The sequence below is a fragment of the Micromonospora sp. CCTCC AA 2012012 genome, from assembly GCF_040499845.1.
In the GTDB taxonomy this organism is placed as follows: Bacteria; Actinomycetota; Actinomycetes; order Mycobacteriales; family Micromonosporaceae; genus Micromonospora; species Micromonospora mangrovi.
This window is the reverse complement of the sequence record NZ_CP159342.1, coordinates 4,650,328-4,673,935: the sequence shown is the minus strand read 5'-3', so window position 1 is coordinate 4,673,935 and position 23,608 is coordinate 4,650,328. Positions and strand designations below refer to the sequence as shown.

23 protein-coding genes are annotated in these 23,608 nt (G+C 72.0%); all 23 read right to left on the bottom strand.

What is annotated here, in order from left to right:
* Positions 1 to 102: 102 nt before the first annotated feature.
* The 23 genes from ABUL08_RS20700 to ABUL08_RS20590 all read right to left on the bottom strand — a co-directional run bounded on the left by ABUL08_RS20700 (position 103) and on the right by ABUL08_RS20590 (position 23,604).
* Positions 103 to 840 (bottom strand): hypothetical protein, encoded by a 738-nt coding sequence (locus ABUL08_RS20700; protein ID WP_350931592.1) that lies wholly within the window; start codon positions 838 to 840, stop codon positions 103 to 105.
* A 915-nt stretch (positions 841 to 1,755) separates the two neighbouring features.
* On the bottom strand, positions 1,756 to 2,217 hold the full coding sequence (locus ABUL08_RS20695) for a DUF4262 domain-containing protein (RefSeq protein ID WP_350931591.1): 462 nt from the start codon (positions 2,215 to 2,217) through the stop codon (positions 1,756 to 1,758).
* A 14-nt stretch (positions 2,218 to 2,231) separates the two neighbouring features.
* Positions 2,232 to 2,600, bottom strand: a complete 369-nt coding sequence (locus tag ABUL08_RS20690) for a hypothetical protein (protein WP_350931590.1) — start codon at positions 2,598 to 2,600, stop codon at positions 2,232 to 2,234.
* A gap of 109 nt (positions 2,601 to 2,709) precedes the next feature.
* A complete protein-coding gene (locus ABUL08_RS20685) occupies positions 2,710 to 3,252 on the bottom strand; it encodes a hypothetical protein (RefSeq protein ID WP_350931589.1) in 543 nt (180 codons plus the stop codon).
* Positions 3,249 to 3,860, bottom strand: coding sequence for a hypothetical protein (locus ABUL08_RS20680; RefSeq protein ID WP_350931587.1), 612 nt, complete (start codon positions 3,858 to 3,860; stop codon positions 3,249 to 3,251). The genes ABUL08_RS20685 and ABUL08_RS20680 overlap by 4 nt, the downstream gene beginning before the upstream one ends.
* A gap of 294 nt (positions 3,861 to 4,154) precedes the next feature.
* The gene (locus ABUL08_RS20675) at positions 4,155 to 5,792 is read right to left on the bottom strand and encodes a VWA domain-containing protein (protein ID WP_350931585.1); all 1,638 of its coding nucleotides are present in this window, start codon (positions 5,790 to 5,792) and stop codon (positions 4,155 to 4,157) included.
* 33 nt (positions 5,793 to 5,825) lie between these two features.
* Positions 5,826 to 7,004 carry an ATP-binding protein gene (locus ABUL08_RS20670; RefSeq protein WP_350931583.1) on the bottom strand — a complete coding sequence of 393 codons (1,179 nt, stop codon included), beginning with the start codon at positions 7,002 to 7,004 and terminating at the stop codon, positions 5,826 to 5,828.
* 348 nt (positions 7,005 to 7,352) lie between these two features.
* Positions 7,353 to 7,826 (bottom strand): hypothetical protein, encoded by a 474-nt coding sequence (locus ABUL08_RS20665; RefSeq protein WP_350931582.1) that lies wholly within the window; start codon positions 7,824 to 7,826, stop codon positions 7,353 to 7,355.
* 103 nt (positions 7,827 to 7,929) lie between these two features.
* Positions 7,930 to 9,021: a DUF4314 domain-containing protein gene (locus ABUL08_RS20660; protein WP_350931581.1), complete on the bottom strand. Its 1,092-nt coding sequence runs from the start codon at positions 9,019 to 9,021 to the stop codon at positions 7,930 to 7,932.
* Between the two features lie 74 nt (positions 9,022 to 9,095).
* Complete coding sequence (locus ABUL08_RS20655) at positions 9,096 to 9,764, bottom strand: hypothetical protein (protein ID WP_350931580.1); 669 nt, start codon at positions 9,762 to 9,764, stop codon at positions 9,096 to 9,098.
* A gap of 115 nt (positions 9,765 to 9,879) precedes the next feature.
* Positions 9,880 to 10,950: a peptidoglycan DD-metalloendopeptidase family protein gene (locus ABUL08_RS20650; protein WP_350931579.1), complete on the bottom strand. Its 1,071-nt coding sequence runs from the start codon at positions 10,948 to 10,950 to the stop codon at positions 9,880 to 9,882.
* Between the two features lie 105 nt (positions 10,951 to 11,055).
* Entirely contained in the window at positions 11,056 to 12,093 is a 1,038-nt protein-coding gene (locus tag ABUL08_RS20645; protein WP_350931578.1) for a hypothetical protein, read from the bottom strand.
* Positions 12,094 to 12,114: 21 nt separating this feature from the next.
* Positions 12,115 to 12,561 (bottom strand): hypothetical protein, encoded by a 447-nt coding sequence (locus ABUL08_RS20640; protein ID WP_350931577.1) that lies wholly within the window; start codon positions 12,559 to 12,561, stop codon positions 12,115 to 12,117.
* Between the two features lie 197 nt (positions 12,562 to 12,758).
* Positions 12,759 to 13,232: a hypothetical protein gene (locus ABUL08_RS20635; RefSeq protein WP_350931576.1), complete on the bottom strand. Its 474-nt coding sequence runs from the start codon at positions 13,230 to 13,232 to the stop codon at positions 12,759 to 12,761.
* 142 nt (positions 13,233 to 13,374) lie between these two features.
* A complete protein-coding gene (locus ABUL08_RS20630) occupies positions 13,375 to 14,022 on the bottom strand; it encodes a GGDEF domain-containing protein (RefSeq protein ID WP_350931575.1) in 648 nt (215 codons plus the stop codon).
* A 95-nt stretch (positions 14,023 to 14,117) separates the two neighbouring features.
* Positions 14,118 to 15,041: a MarR family transcriptional regulator gene (locus ABUL08_RS20625; protein ID WP_350931574.1), complete on the bottom strand. Its 924-nt coding sequence runs from the start codon at positions 15,039 to 15,041 to the stop codon at positions 14,118 to 14,120.
* A gap of 233 nt (positions 15,042 to 15,274) precedes the next feature.
* Positions 15,275 to 15,619, bottom strand: a complete 345-nt coding sequence (locus ABUL08_RS20620; RefSeq protein ID WP_350931573.1) for a histone-like nucleoid-structuring protein Lsr2 — start codon at positions 15,617 to 15,619, stop codon at positions 15,275 to 15,277.
* A 30-nt stretch (positions 15,620 to 15,649) separates the two neighbouring features.
* Positions 15,650 to 16,783: a Rossmann-fold NAD(P)-binding domain-containing protein gene (locus ABUL08_RS20615; protein WP_350931572.1), complete on the bottom strand. Its 1,134-nt coding sequence runs from the start codon at positions 16,781 to 16,783 to the stop codon at positions 15,650 to 15,652.
* Between the two features lie 257 nt (positions 16,784 to 17,040).
* On the bottom strand, positions 17,041 to 17,358 hold the full coding sequence (locus ABUL08_RS20610; RefSeq protein WP_350931571.1) for a hypothetical protein: 318 nt from the start codon (positions 17,356 to 17,358) through the stop codon (positions 17,041 to 17,043).
* A complete protein-coding gene (locus ABUL08_RS20605) occupies positions 17,355 to 18,194 on the bottom strand; it encodes a hypothetical protein (protein ID WP_350931570.1) in 840 nt (279 codons plus the stop codon). Before ABUL08_RS20605 ends, ABUL08_RS20610 begins: the two co-directional genes overlap by 4 nt.
* 415 nt (positions 18,195 to 18,609) lie before the next feature.
* Positions 18,610 to 19,422 (bottom strand): hypothetical protein, encoded by an 813-nt coding sequence (locus ABUL08_RS20600; protein ID WP_350931569.1) that lies wholly within the window; start codon positions 19,420 to 19,422, stop codon positions 18,610 to 18,612.
* A 486-nt stretch (positions 19,423 to 19,908) separates the two neighbouring features.
* Positions 19,909 to 20,742: a replication-relaxation family protein gene (locus tag ABUL08_RS20595; RefSeq protein WP_350931568.1), complete on the bottom strand. Its 834-nt coding sequence runs from the start codon at positions 20,740 to 20,742 to the stop codon at positions 19,909 to 19,911.
* Between the two features lie 375 nt (positions 20,743 to 21,117).
* Complete coding sequence (locus ABUL08_RS20590; RefSeq protein WP_350931567.1) at positions 21,118 to 23,604, bottom strand: helicase HerA domain-containing protein; 2,487 nt, start codon at positions 23,602 to 23,604, stop codon at positions 21,118 to 21,120.
* Positions 23,605 to 23,608: the final 4 nt, after the last annotated feature.

Genomic DNA, 23,608 nt, shown 5'->3' with positions numbered 1-23,608 from the left:
GGCGGCGCCACGGCAACCTGTGGGCCCGCTGGCGCAAGCACCCGGCAGGGTGCGGCTCAAAGTGCGGGGCGGTGCTGCCAGATCCTTAGGAGTCTTTCCGGTTCACTCCTCGCCGTCGGTCAGGCGAAGCGCGTCCTTGATCTTGTCGTTGCGCAGGGGCAGGTATTCGCCCTCGATGAAACGGCCGCCTTCGAAGATCTTCATGAGCGCGGCCGTGGTCTCGTCGCTGAGCAGGGAGGAGTTCGCCTCCAGCATCCGGTTGAGGGTGTCCGTGAGGTCTAGGGCGGAGAGTCTCTCCAGCGCGCTCTTCAGTTCCGGCGCAGCGTCGGCGTCTTCGACGCGAGCACGGGATAGGGTCCGCATCTGATCGGCGATGAACGCCGCGGCGATCATGATCATCGCGAGTCGCCGTTGGGCTTCCTCGCTGCTCATATCGGTCCGGAGGTCGTCCAGCGAGGCCTCTACCTGTTGCGAGAAGTTCTTCGCGGCGGCGCCGTCCAGGGCGGGTTGACTCTCGCCCTCGCTCATCTCGGAGTTCCCACTCGACTTCGACTTCAGATCGTTGAACCAGTCCTTGACGTATGGCGCCGACTTGACTGCTGCGATAATCCCGCCGGTGGCGACTGCGATGATCCCGCCAGTGGCGACAGCCCCAATGATTACGCCCTTCAGCTTGCTTTGTGCAAGCAGCTTCGCTATTTCGGCATCCGCCGATAGCAAGTCGACGCGGCCGAGGCTGCGAGCAGCATTGAAAGTATTCGAGCTTAAAGCGCCGAGGTTCCTGGTTGACGCTGCAAGTTCGTGACCGGCATCGACGATGGCTTTGTAGTAGTCGGACATCTCTCACATTCGCTTACGGAGCTGTTGCGATTTGGTCTTTCAGCTCGGCGACCCCCCGCAGCCACTCGCCGAACTGTGCTGGCGGCGATTAGCGGTTCGGTGGCTCGATGCCCGCTCGCTGAAGCCGCCAGCGTGCGGCTGCTCGGTGCTGCTCGCTGAATAACGGATCCCACCTTGGGTTAAGGATCTCCCATTCGATAGTTAGCTCGGGGCGACCAGCTTGGACAAGCCGACCGAAGCCTGTCTGGATGTCCCCGCTAACGACCAAGCGTCGCGCAGCCTCCGCTGCACCCAGGGTGGAAATCATCCCTTTCCATGCCGTTGGCCGGTAGGGCGGAGAGAGGCGGAGGCATGTCTCGATCGCGATCTCACATACCGCCCGAAATTCGGACTCAAGAGTCGCAAACGCCTGAAGATCGTCGTGGTGATTAGGCACGATAGGCCTCCGCAGATGCCAGGTCTCGCCGCGCGCTGCGGTCGAACCGCAGTATCGCTGTGAACGGAGAATAGAGCAAGAGGCGCCAAGCAGCGACGAACAGACTTGCGGACGCTCGAGCGTGCGGATGTTCAGTGCCCCATTGCTATGGGTAGCTGGTCCTTGCCGCGTCGGCGAGGATCCGGGCGGCTGTGGGGTGACGACGGCAGCGAGCTGGCCGAGACCACGCGGACTATCCGAACGCACGGCACGGCGGACGACGAAAGACCCCGCCTTTTCACTCCATGCCTGCCCAACCACCGGGAGGGGCCGGGCACTCGCTAATGCTCAGTAACTGACTACCGGTGTTGACCCCAGTGACGGCGTTGACGTCGATGGCGACACAGCCCGAGCCGACATAGGCGAGCGCATCCGGTCGTGGCCGGAATCCGAGCGCCGATAGGGGGCGCCCGGATCCCGGCGGCAGCTGGCGTGCTCTGTTACAGCTGGGCGATGAGCGGCTGTGCCTGCGGTTCGAAGTCGTACCCGCTGTCCCAGGGGAATCGGCCCTCTCGGTCGGGCCACACGAGCTGCTGGAGGCGGGTTTTCTCTCGGCCGTAGCGGTTGATCGCCATCGCGGGCAGCAGCTCGTCGGTGGGTGGTCCGTCGATGATGATCGCGTCGTAGCCGGCGATGAGGTCGCTGATGCGCTGGCCGTGGGTGAACCGTTCGGCCTTGTCGTAGACCCGGCGGGCAAGGTCGTTGAGCAGGCTGTGGGCGACCTCGGGTGGCAGTCCGGCGGTGATCAGTTCGGGGTAGTCGTGGGCGGTGAGCCCGACGGTGTAGGCGAACGGAGCGGTGGTGTCGGGGTCGTCGTCGGTGGGCAGGACGTGGGTGACGGCCCAGCCGGTGGTGTCGATGATCCGTTCTTGGCGTTGGAGGAAGTCGTCGGTGCTTGGCACGTGCTGTCTCCTGGTCATTCGGGCGTACGGGTGGAGTCCTGGTCGGGTGGCTCGACGTCGACGAAGCCCCAGAGTCGTTCCATGACCTGGAGTTGCCAGGTGCGGTAGCGGTCGGCGAAGCCACGGCAGACAGCGGGCGGGACCGGACTATCGGCGTAGGGCAGTGTGGAGTGGCAGATGATGTATCCCGCCGCACCCCGTGCCTCGGCGACCATCTGCCTGAGTCGGCCGGGGTCGAGGTGCATCGGGTTGCCGGGCTTGAAGATGCAGGTGGAGCACTCGCGGGCGAGCAGGCGGGTCTTGCGCAGTTCCGGGTCGCCGACGCTGAGCCGGGGTGACCGGTCGGTACCCGGTTCGTCGGCGGGGTCGAACATGCTGTCCATCATCAACTCCTTGGCGTAACGGCGTGGGGCCCGCATCCGTCGATGCGGGCCCCACGAATCCGAGTGAGCGGAAGGCCTCCGGCGCCCGGGCGGCGCCGGTGTGGCCTGGTCAGAGCCGGCGCAGCCAGGTCAGCACCGTGTCGATGTCGGCACGGCGCAGCCCGTGAGACGGGTCGACGGGGTGGAGCAGGGTGGGTGCGCCGTCGCGGGTGCGCTGGTCGACGGTGGTGGGGTCCTTGCCGCCGAACTCGTCGTCGAGGACGGCGAGTGCCCGCCGCGTGGCCCAGGGGTAGAGGGCGGAGAGTTTGCTCTGGTGGCCGAAGCGGACACCGCCCGCGTGGACGGGGACGTGCGGCCAGGTGGTCGGCAGGTCGAGTCGTGGGGCGATCCATTGGGCGGCGAGGTGGTTCCAGCTGGTGCACCACACCGGTTGGGCGTGGTCGGCCAGTTCCCGCAGCCATGGCCCGTGGTCGGGGTGGAGCCAGACGGTGCCGACCGCGTGCTGCCCGTCGGGTCCGGGCCCGTCGTAGCGGTGCGGCTGGTAGCCGAGCGCTGCGGCGTGGGCCGGGTTGGCGGGGTTGAGGACGCCGTCGACGTCGAGGGCCACGATCGGCGGAAGCTCTGGGTGTGCCAGGGGTCGGGTGCTGGTCACGGCTGGGCCTCCTGGAGGGTGACCGGGTGCAGCGGCACGATGAGCCGGTCGGCTGCGCGGCCGGGTCCGTCGTCGGGTTGCCACGTGTCGGCGGCGGCGTGGGTGGGGAACGGGCCGACGGCGGCGAGCCAGCCTTGGGTGCGGTCGAGCAGCACGAGGACGGCGGTGCGGGCGTCGTCGAGGGCGGGCCGTAGGGCCGCGGCGAAGGTGGTGGGCAGGTCGACCCAGCAGGTGGCGGGTAGGGCTGTGGTGGCGGGGTCGTGCAGCGGCACGGGTTTGGTCACGGCGAGTGTGGTGCTGTCGAGGGCGAGCATGGGGGCGAGGGAGTGGGCTGTTTCGGCGCCGCTGGTGGGGCCGTGGGCGGCGAGTTCGCCGCCGGTGTGAACGGCGAGCAGCGCATACGGGTCGCGGATCTCCAGGGAGTCCAGGACGGCGAGGGTGATCATGTCCCCGGTTCGCAGGTCGCCCAGGGTGAGCAGGACCGGCCGTCCGTCCGGGTCGCGGGTCCAGGTGATCACGTCGAAGTGTTCGCTGGTGACGTCGGCGAGACGTCGCCAGGCGCGGTTGTCGGTGTCGAAGGGGTGGTCGTTGTCGGTGCCGAAACGCATGAGATGAGCTCCTTGTGATGGGCGGCGTCGTATCGCGTCCGGACCTGGCCCACCGGGTCATTGGGGACGCGATGCATGGACGCTTCGATGGCGCGGGATGGTCAAGTCGCCGACCGGCGGCGAGGGCCGTCCGCTGCCGGCCCCGCGAGACGTGGCGGGTTGCCGGCGGCAGCCCGCCTCTGCGGGGCTTGGGTACGTCGTTGAAGGTGGCCGCGCGCGGCGCTGCCCGGCCACGGCCGTTGCAGCGCCGCGGCGCGGGGGTGAGCTGGTCGGTCGCCGAACGGCGCGGCTGGGCTAGGCCTGGGTGAGCGCGGCGACGGCGGCGTCGGCGATCGCCGCGACGGCCTCGACGGGATCGGCGACAGTGAGGGTGGTGGTGTGCGTGAAGGTGTGCCTCCACATCTGGTCGGGGCCGGTCAGTTCGCTGTCGGCGAGCGGGTCGGCGGGGTGCAGCCACAGCACGGCACAGCCGGCCTGGTGCAGGGTGGTGACGAGTTGTTGCCCGGCGGGGATGTCGTCGAGGTAGCCGTCGGAGACGACGGCGAGCATCCGCAGGGTGCGGCCGTGGCGTAGGTCGAGGAGTTGGTCGGCGACCTTGACCGCTTCCGGGAAGGTGGCGGTGGCGAGGCCGGTGCGCATGGTCAGCACCTGCGTGGGGCGGGTGCGTGGGGGTACCAGGACGGTGGTGCGGTCCCCGAAACCGATGGTGGTGGTCGTCGCGTCGGCGCGGCGGGCCGCGTTGGCGAAGATCCACGCGGCCGACGACATCGCGTCGGTGTAGCGGTCCATCGAGCCGGACAGGTCGACCAGGACGGCCAGGTGCAAACGGGGTTTCTCCGGTGGCAGCTGGGCGCGTTGCTGCCATGGAGCGGCGGTCGGGAGTTGCCCGGCGGCGATTTGTGCTTCGGCGGTGATGGCCTGCCGGGTTCGCAGCCGGCCGGGTGGGATCGCGGAGGGCCGCCGGCCGGGTTCGGGGTGTTGGGTGCGGGCCTGCCGCAGCCGGTTGGCGAGGTCGCGGGCCGCGTGGTGTTCCTGCTCGGTCGGGTCCCGGCGGTCCCACTCCGACGGTGGGCTGTGCCGGTGGGCCAGCAGCGCCGCGGCGTACTCGGCCGGGGTGAAGCCGACGGCGACGGCGAGGTAGTCGACGAGGGCCGCAGCGAGGCGGCCGGCGAACTGCCCGGCGTCCGGTACGGGGGTGTCGTACTGCTGGTCGGGGTCGATGCCGAGGACCTGACACCACCGGCGGGCCAGGCAGATCATGGTGTCGGCGTCGGTGTCGTCGCAGGTGTGGGCCTCGCGCCAGATGTCCCGCAGTTGCCGCAGGCGTTTGCGTCCGAGGACGCCGGTGACGGCGGCCCGGACCGGGCGGACGTCTTTGCTGGTGACGATGCGGGCGTCGACGCGGGCCAGGAGCAGGGCGGCAAGTTGCCCGGCGTGCCACGGGTCGTCAACGGCCGCCTGGTCGGGGTCGAGGAGGGTGGTCACGACGTGGCGCAGCCACCGGCGGTCGCCGCGGCGGCGGGCGCGTTGGCGTCCTTCGGCCCGGGATTCCTCCAGCATGTCGGCGACGGCGGCGAGGATCGGCGGGGTGCCGGGCGGGGTGGTCCAGCGGCTGTGCGCGGCGTGCGCGGCGCCGTGCACGAGTAGCCCGTAGCCGGTGGGCACGATCCGCTTGTGCCGTGGCTTGGCCGGGTCGGTGACGTCGGGGCTGTCGGCGATGTAGGTGGCGTCGACCTCGATCCGGTTCAGGGCCGGGTAGAAGCACTCGGGTGCGTCCCCGGCGGCGCCGGGGGCGACGAGGACGGTGAGGTCGGTAAGGCCGGTCAGCAGCGGGACGTGCTGGGTCCACGCCGCGGACCAGTCATGCCAGTCGCTGGCGCCGGCCGGCGTCGGCGGTGCGCCTTGCTGTAGGTGGGTGCTGGGGTGTGACACGGATGGGCTCCTTCCAGAAGGGGTGGGCGGCGGTTAGCGCTTGCCGAGTGCGAGCGCGGTGATGGGCGTGCCGGTGTGTCGGGACAGGGCGGCGGTGACGTCGTCGCGGGCGTCCTCTGGGGCGATGCCGGCCAGGTTGGCCAGGGCGGCGGGCATGCCCAGGTGGTCGCGGACCTTCACGAAGCCGAGCAGTTCGCGCAGCTGCGGCGCCCACACGGTCTTGCCGGCGGCGAGGTCGGCGTTGAGGTCGATCGCCGCGGCCACGACCTGCTTGGGGACGCCGAGTTGGCGGGCGAGGTCCCAGTCGGTGGTGACGTGCAGGTGGACGGTGAACCGGGAGGCCAGGGCCTCGGTGAGCACCGCGCCGTGCACGCCCGGGTTGTGGCCGGCGACGATGTAGAACCCGTCAACGGCTTCCACGGTCTCGTTGCCGTTGGCCGGGATGGTGATCACCCCGCGGCCGTCCATGGCCGGATACAGCACGGCCAGGACGCGGGGCGGGATGAGGGTGGCGTCGTCGACCAGCAGCACCCGCCCCTCCCGCATCGCGGTGACCAGCGGTCCGTGGACGAACTCGTAGCCGCCGCCGGGGATCGGGTTGTACGAGCCGAGGAAGTCGTCGACGACGGTGTCGCCGGTGCCGGCGACGGTGAGCAGGTCGGGGAACGCGGCCTCGACCATGGCGGTCTTGCCGGTGCCGGGCGGCCCGTACAGCAGCACGGGCACCTGCTGGGCGCGCAGTCGCTGTAGTTCCTCGACGTCCCAGCCCCTCCCGAGCCGACGCGGGTGGTACAGCGTGCCGTTCGGGCGCGGTACCGGCGCGGGCCGTCCCTGCCGGCCACCACCACCACCACCACCACCGCTGCTGATGGAGCGGGTGCGGGGCGCGGCGGGTGGGAGGGTGCCGGCGGCGTCGATGCCGGCCTGGGTGATCTGGAAGCGGTGGTGCGGGTCGCGGTGGTGGGTGGCGTGTCCGGCGGTGGTCATCTTCTTCAACGCCTCGAACACCGCCCCGGACGACGGGGCGCCGATCGCCCGGGTGATCTCGCCGACCTTGAGAATCTGGTCGGGGTGGTCGGCCAGGTGCAGGGCCACCTTCCGGTACAGGTAGCCGGACCGGCCAGAGGCGGCCTCAGCGGTGGGCGTGCCGTCCGAGGTCGGGTTGTTCTGCGGCGCGCCGGCCTGGGGGGCCGGTGGGGTTGGTGTGGTCATGGTGATGCCTCGATTCCAGGGTCGGGCCCGCGCACCCGTCTCCGGGTGCGCGGGCGGTGGGTACCGCACAGCGGAGACGGGTGGGGCCAACCCCGTGCCGGCCTGGTCGGGCCGGGCGGGTGGGCGACCACACCCCGGTGGCGCTGAAGGGTTACGGCGACACGTGGGTCGCCGCCGGTGCGTGCTGGTCGGTGTCGACGCCGCGCGGGCGGTGTCTGCGCCGACGATGGAACGCCCCACCCGCCCAATCGATCAAGTCGAATTGGTGCGGGGCGCGGGATGCTGACGTGCCGGCTGTCTACGCGGGCACGTCGAAGGTCGGGAGCTGGGCCGGTGGCCAGGTCGTGGTCAGTCGGCGCAGCCCCGTTCACAGCCCTGCGGGTCGCACTGCTGACCGTCGGCCATCCGGGCCAGGGCCAGCCCGTCGTCGCCGTCGAGGAACGGCCAGCCGAACCCGTCGGCGAACGCCCGAACCTTGGGCGCCCCGTACATCGGGTAGCCGGCGTGGTCCATCGCCGCCACAATGTCGTCGCGGCCAAGGAGCCAGGCGAGTTCGCTGAGCTTGTCCACCGACCGGCTCGCCGAGTTGCCCCGGTGGTCGAGGATCTTCCCGACGGCGAAATCGAGGTAGCCCCGGGCGTAGGTCTCGTGGTCGACCCGCTGGGCCCACTCAACCGGGTGGCGGGGGGTGATGACCTGGCGGGCGTGGTCGAGGTCGAGTGCCTCCACGAGCACCTCCTCCCGGAAGCCGAAGACGTCCCCGCGGTTGGCCCGCAGAGCCCAGACCCGGGTGACGATCTCCTCTTGAGTACGGATGGTCACGTGGTCTTCCTTCCTGTTGGTCCTACCTGTCGTGGTGGTGTGCCGCTGCCGGAGACGGCTCGGCTTCGGGTGACGTGGCGCGACCTTGGTCGGGGGCCCCGGCCTATGCCTGGTTCGGGTCGGGCAGGTCGCCGACGATCCGGTCGCAGGCGTACGGGTCGACGGCCTCCCAGCACCAGCTACGGCCCATCACCACGTACCGGCCGTCACCGTCCGGGGCGACGCGTTCGATGGCTTCCGGATCATCGGACAGTGCGCGCTGGTCGGCGACGAGGACGTCTCCGTCGAAGGACAGGTCGGCCAGATCCGCGTCGACCCGGCGATCCAGGTCGTCCTCCGGTACGCCCTGCTCGCGCAGGCTGCGGCGGTGCTGGTCGCGGAGCCGGTACTGGTCGGCGACGATCGCCTCCGCCACCGGGCGAGTGCAGGAGAACACCGCCCACCCGTTCCAGTGGTCGATCAGAGTGCCGACGAACCCGATCTCGAAGCGGTCATCGCCGTCCGGGCCGGCGGTCATTGCCCACTCGCCCGAGAACACGCCGACGTCGCCGAGGTGCACCCGGTCGGGGTGCAGGTGGGACACGTCGCGGCCGGTGGGGCTGGCCGCGAGGTGACACAGGTCGGCGACACGCTCTTCGGCGGCGGTGGCGAAGGCGTCGCGGTAGACGGTCGTCGCCTCGTCGCGCTGCTGGATGCGCAGCCCGAACCAGCCGGAGACATCGCCGGTGGCGTCGGCGAACAGTTCCCACCCGGCGGCATCGACCGAGTCTCCAGCCGAGGAGAAGTGGGGCAACGTGTCGAGGACGGCGGGATCGCCGTCGTGGATGCCGGCCAGGATCCGGCGGGCGGTCAGGCGGGTGTCGCCGCTGGCTCGGGCGCCGATGGTGTCCTGCGCCCACCACTCGGCGGCGGTTTGGCCGGCCTCGGTGCCGGCGGCCCGCATGCGCCGCAGCGCGGCGGCCCATTCGGTGGCCTCGGCGACCGGATCGCCGAGGGGCGGCGAGGTGGTGGCTGGTGCGATGCGGTCGCCGTCGTCGAGGCACATCGACAGCGTCGAGCCGCTGTCCCAGGCGACCTCGACGATGTTCTGCCGCTGGTCGTGGCGGCGGACGGTGCCGGTGTCGCCGGCACGCAGCCGGGTATGTGGGTCGCTGGTGTGGACCAGCGCGACGCGCTGGCCAGGCTGGTAGCTCATGGTGGTCTCCGATCGGCGAGTGGACGGGCCATCGCTGCCGCTGGTGGGCGGCGACGGCGTGGGGTCGGGTGTGTTCATCGGGCGCTGCCCGTCGCGTCACCCGTCGTGGGGTTGTGCGGCGGCCAGGGCTTGCGGGTGACGTGGTCGCCGAACATCGGGTCGGTGGCGACCGAGGAGCCGCAGCGGGTGCAGCTGGTGGCGGTGTCGTAGCCGTAGCCGGCCATGGACGGCACCTCGACGTGGTCGATCTCGTCGACCGCGCCGCAGACGGTGCACACCGTCATCTCCGGGCCGCCGCCGTCGTCGTCGGCGGGTTCGGTGATGAACAGTTCGTCGGCGGGGTCGAGGTGGTGGGCGCTGTGCCGCAGCCAGCGGCCGTGGACCGTCGCCTCGTACACCACCAGCCGCCGCTGATCGAGGTGCAGCAGGTACAGCCACTCGAGGGCCCCGCCGACGTCCTCGCGCAGCGCGCCGCGCCGGATGGTGTCGTTGTCGGCGGGGTGGCCCAGGCCCGGTACGGGCGGCTGCTGGTCCCAGCGGCGGGGCTTGGGGTTGACGGCGAGGGACCACCAGTCGTGGGCCAGCAGCGCGGCAGCCATGGCGCCGGTGTCACGGCCGAACGTGTCGGTCCAGATCCGGCGCAGCAGCGGCACCAGAACCTGCGGGTCCTCGCCGAACTGGATCAAGCGGGCGGTGTACCTGCCGCGGAGCGCGGCGATACCGATGAGCGTGGGTGTGCTCACGGGCTTTTCCTCCTCAGGGTTGTGTGGATGGGGGTTGCGGCGCTCGTCCCCGGGGCGGGACGACCGCCGAGCTGGGGGTGGATCACGCAGCCGCCGCCGGCGTTCGCGATGGCGATCACTGGTTGAGGGGCGCGCCGACGGAGGCCATGAAGGCGACCGGGTCGACGGCCGTGCCGGAGGTGTGGTCACCGAGGTGCACCTCGAAGTGCAGGTGCGGTCCGGACGAGTGGCCGGAGCTGCCGGAGACGCCGATGACGTCACCGGCCGCGACCTGTTGGCCCTCGGCGACGGAGGGGTGGGTGAGCATGTGGCAGTAGCGGGTGATCACCCCACCGGTGTGGGTGATGTCGACGTACCAGCCGCAGCCGCGGGTGAGTGCGGGGTCGCCGTCGCGGTCGCAGCCCCAGTCCCGGCCGGTTCGCACGTCGACGGCGTTGCAGCGCACGACGGTGACGGTGCCGGCGGACGCGGCGTGGATCGGGGTGCCCTTGCCCACGATCAGGTCGACGCCGTCGTGCCCGGGTCGGCCCTCGGTGCGGAAACCGGAGCCGACGTCTGCGTGCACCGGTTGGGTCCAGCCCTGCGCGCTGACGCTCACGCCGCAGGCGGCCAAGCCGGCGGTGACCCCGGTGAGGGCGGTGACGATGCGGGTAGCGTCGGGTTCCCACCTCGCGTAGGCGTCCGGGTAGGCCGACCGCTGCACCGCCTGGGCGGCCTCGGTCAGCGCCATCGCCTGCCAGCCGTCGACGGCCTGCAACTTCTGGTAGAACTTCGTCGCCGCGTACTGCGGGTCGTGCAGCTGCTCGGGGGTGCCCCAGCCCTGGGAGGGGCGCTGTTGGAACAGGCCGACCGAGTCGCGGTCCCCGCCCGGGGTGTTGATCAGGGAGGATTCCTGCATCGCGGTGGCCACGGCGATGACCCAGCCGCGGGGCGGGACGCCGAGGCGCATGCCGACGGCGGTGATGGTGGCGGCGTTGCCGACCTGCTCGGTGTTCCAGTCACCGATCGGGCCGATCCCGCCCGGGGTGGGGGTGGGCGAAGCCGCTGAGGCGGTGGGCGTGACGCTGGTGGTCGGCCCGCACGCGCTGGCGCCGCCGCCGAAGATCAGGGTGGTGGCCAGTCCGGAGCACAGCAGCAGGACACCGACGACCGCGATGGCGATCCCGGACAGCACGCGGGTGGTCATGACTGGACTCCTTCAAGGACGGGACGGGCCGGCGGGGCGCGGGGACGGCGAAGGCCGCGCGAGCCGGTGGAGGGGCGTTGCGCGGCCTTCGGCCGGGTGCGGGAATCAGCGGGCGAGGACGGCCACCTTTTCGCCGTGCAGCAGGGGCGCCCCGTCGGGGCCTTTGACGTGGGCGTTGATCCAGATCCGGTACGGGTGGCCGTCGCGGTCGATCAGGCGTCGCCAGTGGCCGCGCACGACGAACCGCACCCGGTAGTGCCACTTGGGCTCGCCGTCGGTGGGTTCGGCGAGGGGGTGGGTGCGGCGCAGCATGACCACGCGGGTGTCGTGGCGGATGCTGGCGCGTACGGCGCGGCGGCGGGCGGCGCGGTCCAGGGGGGCGGCGGCGACGGTGGCGAGGGGTTGGGCCTGGATGCGCCAGAAGGCGTAGGCGACGGCGGCGCAGGCGCGCATCGGGGTGGTGGTCTCGTCGATGCAGAACCGGCCGTCGGGTGCCGGTTCCCAGTCGCGGTCTTCTGCGTCGAGGACGGGCAGGTCGGGGCGGGGGTCGACGGGTTGGCCGATGGGAATCTCGGTGAAGTCGGTCAGCACGTAGGGGCCGAACTGGCGGGCGAGATCGGGCCGCTCGGTGAGCTGCTGCCGGCGGCGCACGGCCGCCGGGTCGTGCGGGTCGCGGTGGTCGGCCCAGCCAGCGATGGCCCAGAACGACCGGCCGCTTCCGGTGTTGGTGGTGCGGGCCCAGGTGATCGCACCGATCGAGGACACCTCGCCGCTGAGGCTGCGGTGGTAGATCGGTTCGGGAAGGAACAGCACCCCGCCGTCGTCAGGGGCGACGTCGGCCGGGAGCACCTCGCCGGTCAGGTCGAGGGCCGCCGCGGCGGCGGCGATGATCGCGGTCATCGCCGGGGCGATGACGTACGGCTCGCCGAATCGCCACGGGTTGCCGGTGATGGCGCGCACCGCGGTGAGGACCTTCGCCATGCCCGCTGGGCTGGGGCTGGGGTGGTTGGCCAGGCGGCTGCCGAAGAACGCCTGCAGGTACTTCGCCGCGAGCGGGCTGCGGTGGTAGTCGACCATGCGGGCACGCAGGTCGACGGCGGTGCGGGCGTAGCCGGCGAGGGTGTCGTTCGGTAGGAAATTCACTAGTTGCCTCCAAGTGCGTGTTCAGGCGGCCAAGGCCGCCACGGGTGGACGTCGGTAGACGCGGGATTCCGGCGGCACCGTGTCCGGCACGGGCGCGGGCTGCACCAGGGGTGCCGGCGGGCGAGCGGGGGTGAACCAGCCGGGGAAGCGACGCGGCGGGGCGGGCACGGCGGCGCGTCCCCGTGCGACCCCGGCCGGGCGCGGCGACGGCGGCGGGGGTGCCGGGGCGAGGGTGGTGGGTGCGCGCCGGGCCTGTTGTTCGGCGCGGCGGGCGGTGCGCAGCGCCCAGCAGGGGCCGTCCTGCCCTCGGCACTGCAGGTTCGTGCAGGCGCCGTCGGGTCCGGGTTGGTGGGCGGCGGCGACGTCGACCGCGAGGGCCCACAGGAGCCGGTCGGTGACGTCGTCCGGGACGGCGATGCGCTCGCTGGGGCGCCGGCTGCGGCCCTTGGGATGTGCGGGGTGTGCCATGGCGGGTGGCCCTTCGGTCGGCGGATCGCGTGGTGTGCGCGGTCGCCGCCCGACTCGTGTCGGGGCCTTTGGGGATGCTGATGTCCGGACGGCGGACGACGACCAGCGCTGATCGACGCTCATCTCTTGACGAAGGTCAAGTCGTGCCGGGCGGGCGGGGACCTTGCTCGCCCTGCACGGCGGCGTGCAGTCGTGGTTCAGGTGGTCTGCTCGGGGTCGAGGCGCACGCGGGTGGCGTCGATGGTGGTGAGCAGATGGCGGGAGACGCCGCGCCAGTAGCGGCCGTTGTTACCGCCGAGCGGGACGAGGGAAACGCGGCCGGTCCCGGTATCGCGCAGCACCACGTACAGCTCGCCGGGAGGCTGCTTCCAGCCCGCTCCGGCGACGGTGACGAGGGTGCCCGGATGCAGCGGCGCCTCGTGGATCATGGTCCACTCGCCGCCGGTACTAGCGCTGGTGGTGCTACCGCTGGTGGTGATGTCCGCTGCGGGGGCGGGCCGCAGGTAGGTGGGGTTGACCTTCACGGGTCGGCCGCCGTCGACGGGTTCGACGACGACGTTGACCGGCAGGAGCCGGGTGACGCGGTAGGTGACGCCCCGGGTGCTGGCGCGGGCCACCGCCGGGTCGATGATCACCCGGTCGCCGACGGTGTAGGTGTGGGGGCTGCTCATGGTGGGTGCGCTCCTTATACGGGTTCTCGGCGACCGTCGCCGAGGACGGGGACAGCAGTCGGGGGCGGGGTGGAGATGGGGCACGGTGAGGACCTCGCGCCCGTCGACGGGCGCGAGGTCTTCCTGGTGCGACCGTGAGCGGTCAGCGGCGCCGCAGGTCCCGCAGGCGGGTGCCCGGTGGCAGACCGGTATGACCGGTGGTGGCGCTCGCGCCGTGAACCCCGGATCCGGTCTCCTTGGCCTGGTACATGGCGATGTCGGCCTGACGCAGCAGGGTGCGGGGGTCGACGCCGAGGGCGGCGGTGGTGTGCCCGACGCTGGCGCGTACGGCCACGATGTGTGCGCCGAGGTCGACGGGGTGACGGCCGACCGTCCGCCAAGCGGCGCGGGCTGCTGCGGCGACGTCGTCGGCGCCGCCGTCGATCAGCAGGGCGTACTCGTCGCCGGACAGGCGCGCGGCGAGCCGCACCGGCCCTCGCAGGGCGGCCAGCCGTCGGCCGACCTCGGTGAGGACGTCGTTGCCGGCCTCGTGGCCGAAGGTGTCGTTGATGGCCTTGAAATGGTCGAGGTCGAGGAGGACGAGCCCGAACGGGCCATCGGTGCGGGTGGCGCGGGTGAGGGCGGCGAGCAGGGCCCGCCGGTTGGGCAGGCCGGTGGTGTCGTCGTGGTCGGCGGCGTAGCGGGCGCGGGTTAGCGCCTGCTGCTGGCGCCACAGCAGCGCTGCGGCGAGGGCGAGACCGGCGAGGATTCCACCGGCTGCGGTGACGATCGAGGTCAGGATGGGAGACACTTCGGGAGCTCCTTGTCTGTGAAGGAGCACCGGGGGCGGGCGTGGTTCCGGGAAGTTCGACGCCCGCCTCCGGGCTACCGGCAGGGCGGGGTCGTTCAGGCGGCGGGGTCGGTGAGGGCGAACGTGACGGGTTTCTCGGCGGCCAGGACCACCCGCCCGGCCTCGACGAGTTTCACGGCGGCGTTGTGGACCGCGCCGGCGCTGGCCTTCTTCGCGCCTGTTCCCTCGTTGGCCCGGTCGACCAGCTTGCACAGCTCGCTGACCTTGTACTGCTGGTCGGGGTTGGCCTCGAGGATGTCGAGGATCGCGCCGCGCAGCGTGCCCGACGCCCGCCGGGTAGGGGCCTGCGCCGCCTCGCCCGCCGCCTCCGTGCCCGAGGGCACGGCGGGTGATCCTTCCGTGGCGGCGTCGCCCGTGGTGCTGTCGGCGGCCGTGCTGGCGGGAGGCAAGGCGGGTGTGGCCTGTCCGGGGTCCGCCTCGTTCGCCGGAGGTGTCCCGATGGCCGGGTCGGTGTCGTCGGTCGTGACCGGCACCTCGGGTTCGGCGGTGGAGCGGTCGCTGTCTCCGCCGTCGCCGGTCTCGTCGTCGTCGGTTTCGGTGGCTTCGTCGACTGCCACCTCGACGTCGTTCGCAGCGGGCGATGTCGGCGCCTGGGCGGCATCGGGCTGCTCGTCGGCGAGGGCCTCGGTTGCTGGTTGCTGGTCGTGGTCCTGCCCGGTAGCCTCTCCGGTTTCCTGCGGGTCGTCGCCGCGCGGCCCGGGTTCTGCGGCGGCGTCGCGGAGGGCGGGCTCCGGCTCGGGCTGGCCGTGCTCGTCGCCCTGTTCGGCGTGGGCGCGGCCGGTGTCGGTCAGCCGCCACAGGCTGCGTCCGCGCTCGTCGCGGGTGGGTTCGGCCAGTCCGGCCGTTTCCAGGGTGCGCAGTTTCGGGGTGGTGGTCGAGTAGCCGAGGCCGGCTTCGGTGGCGATGGCGGCGGCGGTGGCCTCACCGAGCCGGTGCAGCGCGGTGAGAACCTTCGCCACGCTGGGCGCTGGCGGTGGTGTGACGGCCGTACCGGTGGTCGTGTCGGTCGGTGTGCTGGTCATGGGCGCGTGGCCCCCTTTCTCCTGCCGTGGGCAGGCGTTGGTAAGTGAGGTGCGTGCACTGATCCACGCTTCGAATCGGGCATTGATCAAGTCGTCTGCCCGCACTGCGGGACTTCGGCGACGTGTGCCGCCCGGCGTTCTCACGCCGGGCGGCACGTTGGGACCGGGGGTCAGTGCGCGGCGTGGTAGGCGTCGCGCACCGCGGCGGGGATGACGCCGCCGGTTCGTGGTCGGGGCAGGTTCAGCTCCCGCCAGTTCGTGGTCCACCACCAGGTGCGGATCTCCTGGGTGCGGCTGGTGGTGGTGCCGCGCTGCCGCCGTGGCGCCTTGGCCTGTTTCGGCAGGCGGCGTCCGGCGGTGATGAAGGGGGCGAAGGCGGCGGCCATACGGTCGAAGTTGCTGGCGGACAGGTCGATCTCGTAGGTGACGCCGTTGAAGGTGAACTGGTAGGTGCCGACGTCGTCGGTGGTGCCGTCGAGGTCGTCGACGACGATCGCGGTGGTGTGGGTGGCCACGAGGGCCACCTCCTTCCTTCGAGGGGCGGGTTACTGGGCGGTCTGGGTGCCGAGGCCGAGCTGGTGGCCGATGGCGGGCCCGCGGTGCACGGCGGCGACGGCGGCGGGCAGGTGTCGGCGTTGCCAGCCGTGCAGGGCGGCGGTGATGTCGGCGGCGTACTTGCGGTGCTGGGTGAGGGCGGCGACGAGGCCGGCGGCCTGTTCGATGCCGTTGTTGGCGCCGCGGGCGGTGTGCGGGCGGACGGGGGCGAGGGCGTCGCCGAGCAGCACGGCGTGGCCTGCGCCGACGGGCCAGACCATGCGCTGCGGTGGGGTGATGTCGAGGACCGGTACCGCCATCCGGGTGGTGGTGGCGTGGACGACGGCGGCGTGGTCGGCCGGCAGCAGCAGGTCGGCGTGGGTGTCGACGTGGGTGCGGGCGGCGGGGCTGACGTGTCGGGGTAGGGCGAAGACCCGGCGGGTGGGGTCGGCGCCGAACCGCTGCGTGTATTCGGTGCTGGTGCAGTTGAGGTAGAAGGTCCAGTCGCAGCCGCCGGGTACCGGGGCGAGGTTGAACTGCACGCCGGGGCAGGGCTGCAGCCGCAGGAAGTCCCGCAGCCCGGGTTCGGGGGTGATGTTGGCGATGCCGCGGTGGGCGACGTAGCCGGCGTACCGCAAGTTCCGGTCGGGATCGAGCAGCCGGCGGCCGGTGGAGGACCGGCCGTCGGCGAACACGACCAGGTCGGCGGCCTCGGTGTGGCCGTCGCGGAACCACAGCTCGGGCCGGCCGGCGTGTTCGGCCAGGGCGGTGACCTTCATTCCGGTGTGCAGGACCCCGGCGGGGAGGCGGCAAGTCAGCGCCTGGTGCAGCAGCGTCCAGGTGGTGTTGCGGCCCGGGTAGGTGCGTCGGATGGTCTCGGCGGGGTGGCGGTCGCGGATGGTCATCTGGACGATGGCCTCGGAGTCGTGGGCGACGAACTCGTGTTGCGGGATGTCGAGGCGGTCGAGCACGTCGAGGGCGGGGTGTTCCAGGCCGATGAGGCCGCCGCCCAGGGGCGCGGACGCCGGCGCCGCCTCGTAGACGGTGACGTCGTCGAATCCGGCGTGCAGCAACAGCAGCGCGGTGACGGGGCCGGTGACGCTGCCGCCGACGACCGCGATACGGGGCCTGCTGGTGGATGTCATGAGGGTTCCCTTCGGCAGGGGTGGGAACCCGGGCACGGCCGTGCCCGGGTCTGCGCGAGTGCGCGGGTGGCCGGGCATCGGCCAGGTCGTGCCAGTGAGAAAGCGGGTCAACGGCGGTAGGCCGTGGACGCGCGGGTCAGCCGCCGTGGTGCGGCGGGTGGATGGACATTTGCGAGGAGCGGGGCCGGGCTGCGCCGGCTGGTGCGCGAGGTGCGACCGAGCGGCGGGCAGCGCGGCAGGGTGCGGCCTTGGTGGGGTTACCGGCCGGGCGTGGTGAACGGCGGCGACACGGGAAGGATCCGCCGCGCCCGCTGCAGCACCTCGTCGGCGACCGGGATCAGCGTCCCTGCGTTCGGCGCGGTGGTCGGGGTGGTGCGGTGCCAGCTGTGACCGGGGCTGCTGGCGATGATGGTCCAGGTGAACAGTGGGGTAAGGACCTCGGCGACCGCGCTGCTCTGCTTGGCGTAGCTGTCCCGGTAGACCCGTACCCGCAGGACGTACCCGTCGGTGTGGTGCACCCGGGTCAGCTCGTAGCAGCCAGGACCGCCCTGGTGGAACACCTCGTCGACGGTCACCGCGAACCGTCCTCAGTGCTGGTGGTGGGGGCGGTCGCCGCGACGAGGGTCCAGGGCCACTGGTAGGCGCCGATGGCGTAGCAGCGGTTGGCGTCCGGGGCGACTCGGTCGTCCTCGATCCAGCGGCCGTCCAGGCCGTCGTCGTGCTCCCACTCGACGGCGACCTCGTCGCCGTCGAACCGCAGCCGGGGGTGCTCGCCCGGCATGTCGCCGGGGTAGAGGCCGTCGAGGTGGGCGGCCATGCGCTGCACCGCGAACCGGGGGAAGCGGCACAGCAGTCCGGTGCGGGTGAGGGTGGTGTAGCCGGTGGCGACCATGGCGCGGTAGGCGCCGCCGCCGACCACGTCGCAGGTGACAGCCGCCGGGGTCCAGGTGGACAGCGGCGGGGTGATGTCGCCGCGGTGGCGGGAAATGCGGTAGCGGTCGCCGGTGGCCTCGCTCGCCGGGTCGGGGTGCAGCCCGAACCAGTGCACCCCGTGGCGGCGAGCGAAGCGGAGCAGGTCGAGCAGGTTCCGCCGCCCGTCGACGTGGTTGGCGTGCAGGGGTAGGAATCCGTGCCCGTCGTCGGCGGGGACCGGGTTGCCGGTGGCGCCGGTGGCAGTGTGGGTCCAGGTTTCGGCGAGGGCCCGGTGGTCGGCGCCGTCGGCGTCGTACCAGCGGGGGATCCCGTTGGAGGACAGCCAGTCACCGTCGGTGTCGTGGGACCAGATGAGCGCGGCCTGGTCCGGGACACCGGCCCGGTACTGCTGCCAGGTCTTCAGGTGGGCGTGGGTGGCGGCGGCGTGTTCGGCGAGGGGCAGGACGTCGTCGACGCGGAACCACAGTCGGTTGGACATGGCGAAGGAACCTCCTGATAGGGGAAGAGGGAAAGGTCGGCCGTTCGCCGGCCGGGCTTGCAGGGAGCCCCAGCCCGGGGCGCCGGGCGGGTGCCATACGGGGCCGGCAGTGGGTCCACGCCACGCCGCTTTGGCCCCCCGTGGGTACGGCGGATGGCCCGCAGGAGCGGGTCGGATGTAGTGCAGGCGGGCGTGGTTCAGGTTGTGGTCAATGTCGTGTGGGGGTGTGGCCGCACTCGTCGCGGAGGGTGTGCGTCGCAGGGCCGGGACGCTCAGGGACGCGGCTGCAGAACTCGCGTCTGCTGCTGGTGCGCAGCGCGGCGCGGGTGCAATGGGGTGGAGCCGGTCGGGCCGCCGCCGATTCCAGGGAAGAGGGATGGGTGGCAGTGCCCGACCGGTTCCAGATCCGGTGGTGCTACAGGGCGACGGCGAGCAGCCGCTGGTCGGCCTCGATGGTGTCGAGGTACCGTGTCGCCTGCTCGAGGTAGGTCACCCGGTGGGTGAGGGCGTCGCTCGCGGGTGCGAGCTTGTGCCCGTCCGGCGTGAGCAGGGCGTCGCCGCACACGGCGGTGGTGGCGCTGTAGTGCTGGTAGGCCATCGGGCCTGCCTGGAACATCTCCAGCTCCCCCACGGCGAGGTGGGCGGCGCCGTAGCTGGCCGCGTTGTGCATCCGCATCGCGTTGACGCGGGCCTGGTTGTGGAAGTCCGCCTCGGCCCGCTCGCGCGGGTAGCGGGCGGGGTCCGCCAGGTGGCGGGCCAGCAGGGTCGGCCACGGGGTGGCCGGCCGGGTGCCGTGCACGACCCGCTGCCACACCTCGTGGCGGATGCCGGCGCCGACGCCGGCGGCGTGACGCATGGCGGCGAAGTCGAGCAGCTTGACCGGTCCGCCGGCGCAGTACACCGGACGTCCCTTCCGCGGTGCGATCAGGTCGCGCCGCTGCCACAGCCACATGTCCGGGGTCGCCCAGAAACGCGGTTGCAGAGTGCCGGATACGCCGAAGTGCCGGTCGAGCTGGGTGGCGGTCAGTGCCTGCGACGGCAGGCCGTCGGGCAGGCAGACGATCATGGTGTTGATCGTCGCGGTCGGCGTGACCACCGGGCTGGTGGACGCCGTGGTGGCGACGGTGGTGGCCGCGGGGGCGGGCTTGCGGCCCGGGCGGGGCGTCACCGTCGGCACGCGGGTGCCGTAGCGGCTCAGCGGGGTCGCGGCACCGTTGGTTGCGGTCATCTGGGGTTCCTCCTTCGGTAGGGCGCGTTGTCGGGCGCGCGGAAGCGGCCGGCCCACCGGGTACATGGGTCGACTCACGGAACGAACAGCGGATGGGCGCAGCAGAGGGCTGCTGGTGAAGCGGGTTGGTGCTGGTGGTGCGGGTTGGTGCGGGTGGTGCGGTGCGACCTGGGGTCGCCGCGCGGCGCGGGCGCCGACCGGCCGAGAAGGCGGGTGGGCGGAGCGCACCGTGAGGTGCGGCGGTGGTTCCCGAGGTGGGACCGGACCGGGTGGAGCGATATATGGGTGAAGGTGGTGCCGATGAAGGTAGCGGCCGGATCTGTCAGCGCCGGCCGCCGTCACGATCGTCAGAAGTGCGGTTGACCTGCACTGTCAGACGACCGCTCGATTAATTGGGTGAGGCCCGGTGAGGCTGTGAGATCCGGTCGGCCTCACAGCCGCCCACGACGGTGGTCGACCCGCCTCCGCGTGCGGTGAAGGTGGGCGTCAGGGCTCCGGGTCGGTGGGGTCGGTGTCGGTGAAGCGGTGCGGGTTGGTGGCCGGGTTGTCCGGGCCGTGATCTGAGGGCAGTTCATGCAGCCAGCGGCGCAGGCCCGGATCGGTGGTGAGGGTCCAGGCGGGCCCGGCGGGGTGCTCGCCGTGCAGGCCGGTGGCGACGGGCATGGCGGTGGGCACTCCGGCGAGGGCGTCGAGGAGGTGCTGTTCGCGGCGGCGGCCGGGGACGCGCAGCAGCACCGGGTACCGCGGCCCGTAGCGGGCGAGCTGCTCGTAGCCGCGCAGCTTGCGCAGCACGGTGCCGAGGGGTTCGGTGCCGTTGTCGTGTTCGAGGAAGAACCCGACGGTGCGCCCACCGGCGTGCCAGATGCCGTGTCCGTCGGGCTGGACACCGGTGCCGCTGCCGGCGGCGTAGGAGGCGGCGGCGAAGGCGGCGGTGGTGTGCTGTTCGGACCACCACCGCGCCAGACGAGCGTGCTCGTCGGCGCGGGCGTAGCCGATCAGGTCGACGAACAGCTGGTTGGTGCCGAGCAGGTGGGCCAGGCGGCGGCTGCCGATGATGCGTTCGGTGCGGTCGATGCTGGTCCGCGGGGCGCGGGCGCCGGCCTGGTTCGGGTCGTTGAACTGGGTGGGGTGGACCACGGCGCCGAGCGGTCCGAGAGTGTAGAGGTACTGGCCGCTGCCGGTGGTGACGTCGACGAACCGGCTGACCGCCTCCATCTGGTGCAACTGGGCGAGTCGGAGCCGGGCCGAGCGACGCGATGGGAACAGCGCCGTGGTGATCTGGTCGGTGGACAGCACGTAGTGCTCGGCGAGCCACCGCAACAGCTGATGATCACGGGCGGTCAACCGACGAAGCCGGTCAAGACGAGCAAGACGAGACGACGAACGGGAACCAGGCGAAGAGCCGGAGGAAGAGGCAGAAGCCGAGCGGGAAACGGAGTTGTTGGTGGACACGGTGGATGCTCCAAGCGGAAGAGGAGTTCCCTCCGAGGGAGGGTGTCTGAGTTCGGTGAGGTGGTCACCGGAGGCCGGACACGGCCGGTGAGCGGCACTGACAGACCCGGACGGCCGGATCTGTCAGTGCGGTGTGGTGATCGGTGGTGAAGGGCTGGTGAACCCCGCACGGAAGGGGCGACCGGGACTCGGTCGACCTCGGTCGACCGATCTGTCGATCTTGCTTCAACCGTCCTGCGGCGTTCAGGTGTTCGCCTTCGGAGCGCTCTTGCCTCGGGACCGGCGGTTGTCGTCGGGTCGGGCCGAGAACCGGTCGACGAGGTCGTCGATCGCGCTGGTGTCCTGGGCCGGAACCGCCTGCGCCGCGGCCTGACGGATCGCCGTCGCCTCGCCCACGACCGGCTTCGGCGGCCGGGTCTTGAGGGTGAACGCCGGCGTCTGCCGCCCACCGACGACGAGCCGCCCGACAGCGGTGTAGGCGTCCAGGTGCGTCAGGTCGTGCTCATCGAGCTCGGGCAGGGTGTGCCGGGCCAGCACGCGGGCGTCCTCCGGGGCGACGGAAAAGTACAGCTTGTTGCGGGCGTTCGCCGACGCCGCTGCCAGGAGGTCCTTCGGGAACTGGGCGAGGTCCTGGTGGGCGAGGACCATCGACAGCCGGTACTTCCGCGCCTCCGCCAACATCGAGTCCAGGCTGTTGGCGAGGGTCAGGAAGTTCTGGCACTCGTCGATGATCAACGTGGCGTCGCGGCGTCTGTCCGCCGGCACGGCCGCGCGGGCGGTCGCGGCCTGCCACACCTGCGCCAGCACGAGGGAGCCGAGCAGCTTGCTGGTGTCCTCACCCAGCTGGCCTTTCGGAATTCTGACGAGGAGCGCGCCGCCGTCGAGGACCTTGCCCATGTCGAAGCTGGACCGGGGGTAGCGCATGGTGCGCTTGACGAAGTCCCGCAGCAGGAACGCCCGCAGGCGGGCCAGGACCGGGCCGATGACCTGGGAGCGCAGGGCCGGGTTGAGGTCGTCGTACCACTGCCAGAACCCGGACAGGCCGGCCGGGTCGTCCAGGCCGACGGTCATTGCGCTTCTGAACTGCGCTGAGTTGAGCAGGGGCGGGATGTGCTGGAGGGTGACGTTGGCGTGCCGCAGCAGGGTCAGGCAGGCCACCCGCATGACGTCGTCCATCCGCGGCCCCCACGCCTTCGCGAAGATGTTCCCGAAGATCGACACGAGGTTGTCCACGACCAGGTCCGGGTCGCTGCCGGACAGCGGGTTGAGGGTGGGCGGGTTGAGCTGGTCGGGGTCGAACAGCACCACCCGACCCGCGACACTGGCGGGGAGCCGGTCGAGGATGTCCAGGACCATGTCGCCGTGCGGGTCGATGACCACGGTGCCCCGGCCGGCTTTGATGTCCTCGACGGCCATGTTGACCAGCAGGGTCGTCTTCCCGGAGCCCGTCGATCCGACCACATGCATGTGATACCTCGCATCGGCGACGGACAGGGCCACCGCGTGCCCACCGACTTCGGCGTCACCGAGGACCTTCATTCCGCGGCCGCCGGTCGGCACCGCCACCGGGGCGGGCATGGACTTCGCCCGCGCCCGGTCCAGCCCCGGTACGGCCAGATCCCGGGGCAGCGCCGCGAGGACGGCCAGCTCGGGCGTGGAGGCCAGGAACCCCGCTCCGAGCCGCCGTGTGGCCAGCACGGCCACCGGTTGCGCCATCCGCGCCCGGTGGGCGAGCCGGTTGCGGCCGGCGTACACGGCGAACGACGAGGCGACCGCGTCCGAGACACCGCGCAGCCTGGCCTCCGGCCGGGAGCCGCCGCGGTGGTTGTTCTTCGCGATGGCGTAGCGGATGCCGATCGTCCACAGCGGGTGGGTGGTCTTGTCGAGGATCGCCCGCACGTCGCGCTCCACACCGGGGTCCCGGCGGCCGGCCGGCTGGCCGCCGCCGCGGGTGGTGGCGGTGCGGCCAGGTAGGAACGCCTCGATGAGCCACAGGAGTGGGGCGGCGGGATTGATGGCCGGTACGGCGGTCTTGCCGTCTCGGAGCCGGCCGGCGGCGCGGCGGGCTCGTGCGGCGCGGCGGGGGGTGGCGGGGCGGGCGAGGACCTGCACGCACGCGTACTCGTCCGGCTTGAGCTGCGACCCGGCCGACATGAGTGCTCGGAGCGGGTCGTTGTCGTGGTCGGTTTCGAACGGCAGCCACTCGGCGGCCGTCGGCAGCAGGTGCCCGCCGACGGCGGCCGGCACGTCGAGCGGGATCGGCGGTGGCGCCTGGCCGTCGGTGGTGCAGGCGGCGCCTGGCCACGCGGCCCGCACGGTGGCCTCGACCGCCCCGGCCGGCACGCTGCCGGGCACCCAGATCGAAATGAGGAGTTGCCGGCCGGTCCAGGTGTACTGCCACACCACGTGCGGGCTGCCGTACAGCAGCCGGCGTCGGCGGGACGGGGTGAGCGTGCCGTGCAGGTTCGCCCACAGCGCTGCGGCGCTGTGCGGGTCGACCTCCGGCGGCGGGGCGACCGTAACGAGGCGGGCGCCGTCGGCGTGGCGGCGGTGCCGCCACCCGTCGAGCAGGTTGCGCCCGGCGACGTAGACGACGAGCAGGGCGGCGGCGACGCCGAGCAGCCACGGCCGGTCTACCGCCCACTGCGCGGCGTGCAGAACCCACCGCGTGGGCGCGCCCGGCGGAGAGATCAGACCGGCGCCCGGCCCGGACGGGCTAGGCGCAGGCATCGGC

Bases quoted from the DNA above. Each gene is read 5' to 3' on its own strand.
- ABUL08_RS20640 (WP_350931577.1), bottom strand. From the start codon at position 12,561: ATGGCACACCCCGCACATCCCAAGGGCCGCAGCCGGCGCCCCAGCGAG.
- ABUL08_RS20600 (WP_350931569.1), bottom strand. From the start codon at position 19,422: ATGACCGCAACCAACGGTGCCGCGACCCCGCTGAGCCGCTACGGCACC.
- ABUL08_RS20670 (WP_350931583.1), bottom strand. From the start codon at position 7,004: ATGACCACACCAACCCCACCGGCCCCCCAGGCCGGCGCGCCGCAGAAC.
- ABUL08_RS20605 (WP_350931570.1), bottom strand. From the start codon at position 18,194: ATGTCCAACCGACTGTGGTTCCGCGTCGACGACGTCCTGCCCCTCGCC.
- ABUL08_RS20635 (WP_350931576.1), bottom strand. From the start codon at position 13,232: ATGAGCAGCCCCCACACCTACACCGTCGGCGACCGGGTGATCATCGAC.
- ABUL08_RS20590 (WP_350931567.1), bottom strand. From the start codon at position 23,604: ATGCCTGCGCCTAGCCCGTCCGGGCCGGGCGCCGGTCTGATCTCTCCG.
- ABUL08_RS20700 (WP_350931592.1), bottom strand. From the start codon at position 840: ATGTCCGACTACTACAAAGCCATCGTCGATGCCGGTCACGAACTTGCA.
- ABUL08_RS20690 (WP_350931590.1), bottom strand. From the start codon at position 2,600: ATGGACAGCATGTTCGACCCCGCCGACGAACCGGGTACCGACCGGTCA.
- ABUL08_RS20680 (WP_350931587.1), bottom strand. From the start codon at position 3,860: ATGCGTTTCGGCACCGACAACGACCACCCCTTCGACACCGACAACCGC.
- ABUL08_RS20615 (WP_350931572.1), bottom strand. From the start codon at position 16,783: ATGACATCCACCAGCAGGCCCCGTATCGCGGTCGTCGGCGGCAGCGTC.
- ABUL08_RS20660 (WP_350931581.1), bottom strand. From the start codon at position 9,021: ATGAGCTACCAGCCTGGCCAGCGCGTCGCGCTGGTCCACACCAGCGAC.
- ABUL08_RS20650 (WP_350931579.1), bottom strand. From the start codon at position 10,950: ATGACCACCCGCGTGCTGTCCGGGATCGCCATCGCGGTCGTCGGTGTC.